The 3592-nt window shown below is 37.4% G+C and carries 3 protein-coding genes; all 3 read left to right on the forward strand.

Annotated elements, in window-relative coordinates; genetic code table 11:
- The first annotated feature begins 393 nt into the window (after nucleotides 1-393).
- Complete coding sequence (locus CVT17_RS09225; protein ID WP_103639946.1) at nucleotides 394-1389, forward strand: replication initiation protein; 996 nt, start codon at nucleotides 394-396, stop codon at nucleotides 1387-1389.
- Nucleotides 1390-1415: 26 nt separating this feature from the next.
- Nucleotides 1416-1952 (forward strand): type II toxin-antitoxin system RelE/ParE family toxin, encoded by a 537-nt coding sequence (locus CVT17_RS09230; RefSeq protein WP_107859050.1) that lies wholly within the window; start codon nucleotides 1416-1418, stop codon nucleotides 1950-1952.
- Nucleotides 1953-2086: 134 nt separating this feature from the next.
- Nucleotides 2087-3235, forward strand: coding sequence for a hypothetical protein (locus tag CVT17_RS09235; RefSeq protein WP_107859051.1), 1149 nt, complete (start codon nucleotides 2087-2089; stop codon nucleotides 3233-3235).
- Nucleotides 3236-3592: the final 357 nt, after the last annotated feature.

Below are 3592 nucleotides of genomic sequence, written 5' to 3' on the forward strand. Positions count from 1 at the left end.
GCTCGCGGACGAAAATTGCGTTAGCAATTTGAGCTCTGCTGAAGCGTCCGAATTTCTTGTTGGATTTTTTCAAAAAAGTGGTCGATTTTTTTTCGCGAGTTCCCTTTTAACATCTTTTTAAAAACCTTTTCTTATCTTTTAGGTGTTCGCTAGAGCCGATGGTGTCGAGCTTGACAAGGGGTATATAGCAACAGATTTCTCACGATATAGCAACAGATTTCTCACTGATATAGCAACAGATTTCTCACGATATAGCAACAGATTTCTCACGATAAGGGGATAGATTTTCCGCGATAAGGGTAGAGATTTCTCACTTATAAAAAACAACATAATTATTGACAAGTTGTTTTAAAAATAGCTATAATAGCAACAATACAATAATAAGGTTGTTTAATGAACGAAGTTGTAAAGTATTCAAACGAACTACACGAGCTAAAATTTAATTCACTGAATGAAGCGCAGCAAAACGTATTCTTTACCCTTTTGCAGCAGTTTAGAAAGGCTAGCGGCGACACGCTAGAGCTTGATTTTAACAAGCTTTTCGAGCTGGCTCAAATATCGCAGGGAACGAATTACCGCAAAGAGATTTTAGACAAAATAGGCAAGCTTCAAGAGTTTAAATTTCGCTATCAAATTAACGAACTAGGAGACCTAAGACAAGACGTTATTTTTCCAAGTATAGAAACCGATAGTAAAAACAAAGTCTTGAGAATTAGAGTATCGCAAGGCTTTAAAGAAAGGTATATTAATAGCCCACTAAAAGGCTGGACTAGATACGAGCTAGCGGAGTTTGTAAATCTTAGTGGCACATACACAAAAACAATCTACCGCTATTTAAAGCAATATCGCCAAACTGGACGCTGGTGCATTCGATACGATGATTTTAAAGAGCTTTTGGGTATTCCAGAGAATTACAAGGCTGGAAATATCGACCAACGAATTTTAAAACCTACAATCAAAGAGTTATCGGCAGAGCGCAACCTTTTTGATATGCGCCGCACACCTTTTCAAAAACTATCAGTCCGAAAATTTAAAAAAGGACGAGAGATTGAAACGCTAGAATTTACTTTTATGCCGCAGCCCGTTTCAGAGCTTGAAAAGGACGAGAAAGAGAACGAAAGAAATCTAGCAACTATTGCGAGAGATATCCAAAGAGAAGAGAGGCTGCGATCTTTGAAACGAAACAAAATCGACGAGCTAAAACCCTACCTTTTCCAAAGCGTCAGAGTTAAAAATCCAAACACTCAAGAATATGACACCCTAAAAATTATTGAGCTAAATTACAACCAAGATAAAATCAAAGCCAAGCTAAAAAATTCTGATGATGACTACATAACCGAAATGACTTTTGAGAGCATAAAACACCTACAAAATTTCTTAGGTTTTTAGTCAGATAAAAATACGGAGATTTTAAAATGAGAGTAACTTCAATACACATAACAACCACAGCAAAGCATAGCACTATTAATGCGATAGAAACACTAATAAGAGATATTGACCCACAAGCGTCTATATCATACTATGACCCACGCATAGATATAACAGAGAAAGACGCAAATAATCTAAGAGAAACCCTAATGAAGGTATTGCTGGGAGAAATGGATTTTTATAGCTTTGATGAGATGAAAAGCCACTCGAGCAAGAGCCTAGAGAATATAAAAGTCGAAAGTGGAGAAGTAATTTTTACCGCAAATTTTAATAATCAGCTAAATGAAATTTTGACTACTCTTGCAGAGGCAAGCGCAGAAAAGGCAGCAGATTTTCAAAATGGACTTTTAGAAAAAATATCAAGCGTTCCTAGCGACCCATTTAGGTATCGTATGAACCAAGTTTTTGGGCGCAAAGATATATCAGATTTATTTTTTCAGGATTACATAATTCCGTTTAGATTTAGATATAGAATTCTAGTGGAAATTTTAGGTATCTACAAAGGTAACAGATATAGAATGTAAATTGCATTACGCACGACTTTATTACGAGCTTGCGAGTAATAAAGGATAGTGCGCACTATCCTTTATTAAAACAAGTTTTAATAAATCGTGCGGTAAAATCTCTCACAAGCTTGAGATTTTACAAAGGCTAACTAATGGCAAAATCATCTATCAATTTTCAAAAAGCCAAAGGGCATTCTTACGACCATAATTTTAGAAAAGATGAACCAAATTATTTACTAAAACCAGCCGACCGACTAGAAAATTTTTACTGGCAAAATGAGAAATCAGCTAGAGAAATTTTTGACGAGGAGTTAAAATCATACGGAACAAAAAAAGGCAAAAGACCAACTTTTGAAAATTCACACTGGGAAGCCGTTTTAAATCTCAATAAAAATCATACGCTCGAGGACGTGCAAAAATTAGCAGAGTATATCGAGCAAAAATTTAATATCACTTGCGCCACTATCGCCGTGCATAGAGATGAGGGGCATTACAAAAACGACAAGCCACAGCACAACTTTCACGCTCATATAACTTTCGTAACGGTTAAGGACGGACAGCAAAACTGGAGAAAAGAGAAAATCAAGCCAGCCGACCTAAGAGAGCTACAAACAGCAGTTGCCGAAATGTTGCAAATGGAGCGAGGACAAGAAAACTCAGAGGCTGAACGCCTAAGTCATAAGCAATACAAAAAGGCAGCGCAGCAAAAAGAGCAGCTGGAGAGAGAAATTTTAAGCCTCAAAGAGCGTAACGCCATACTAGAGCAAGAGCGCAAAGAGAGTAAGGGCAAGGGATTTTTAAAAGGCTTTTTTGATAGCTTATCGAGCATAAAAAAGAGCGACCAGGAATTTAGCAAAGATGAACTACTAGCAGAAATTGAGAGGCTTAAGGCGCTTGACAAACAAAGGCGAGATGAGATAGAAAGGCTGCGCCTAGAACAGCAAGAACTAGCCGAAGAAGTGGCAAAAAATAGCCTCTATACAAAAAAGCTCGAGCAAGACCTCGAGGAAAAAAATAAAACTATCAAAGCTCAAGAAATCCAAATTATCAATCTCAAGCAAGAGAATAGCGAGCTAAAGAATTTCATATCAAAAGCAATGGCTTACGTCAGCAATCACGCAAAAGATGTCTTTAGTTTTATCAAGAATATCTTTTCTAGTGAGCTTACAGAGCCACTATTGAACGAAAAAGAAAAAGACGAGGAATTTATCGACCAAATAGAGAAAACTCAACAGCGGTCAAATTTGACCCCTTTACAGCCTGAAAATAAAGAGAGAGTTTTTAAAGCTAGACGTCAATAAAGACTACCGCACTTCGTTTGCTGGTGCTAAGTTTGCCACTGCGTGTTTGCCTTAGCACTTTTAAAATGTGATTTGATATAATTTTGGTAGAGGTTAAAGCCAAAGGGTCGCAACCTCTGGCTTTAAATTTCACCTCTGAAAGGAGGTGGTTAATTTGAACCGCCTAATGTTCTTAATTGTAATTATAGCACTTTGTTTGCTAGTTACAAAGGCTTCATAAGCCTAGCCCCCTAGTGGGGCTTTAAGAGCATTGACAGCCCTTTGGTTTATTTCTATCCTAAACAAAACAGCCCCTAAATCATTTCCCCAATAATTGCTAGAGCTTTGCGGAGCGTAGCGACATTGCAAAGCGTAAAA

The organism is Campylobacter concisus, assembly GCF_003048775.2.
In the GTDB taxonomy this organism is placed as follows: domain Bacteria; phylum Campylobacterota; class Campylobacteria; order Campylobacterales; family Campylobacteraceae; genus Campylobacter_A; species Campylobacter_A concisus_I.

Coding starts and splice junctions, on each gene's coding strand:
- CVT17_RS09225 (WP_103639946.1), top strand. CDS start 394: ATGAACGAAGTTGTAAAGTATTCAAACGAACTACACGAGCTAAAATTT.
- CVT17_RS09230 (WP_107859050.1), top strand. CDS start 1,416: ATGAGAGTAACTTCAATACACATAACAACCACAGCAAAGCATAGCACT.
- CVT17_RS09235 (WP_107859051.1), top strand. CDS start 2,087: ATGGCAAAATCATCTATCAATTTTCAAAAAGCCAAAGGGCATTCTTAC.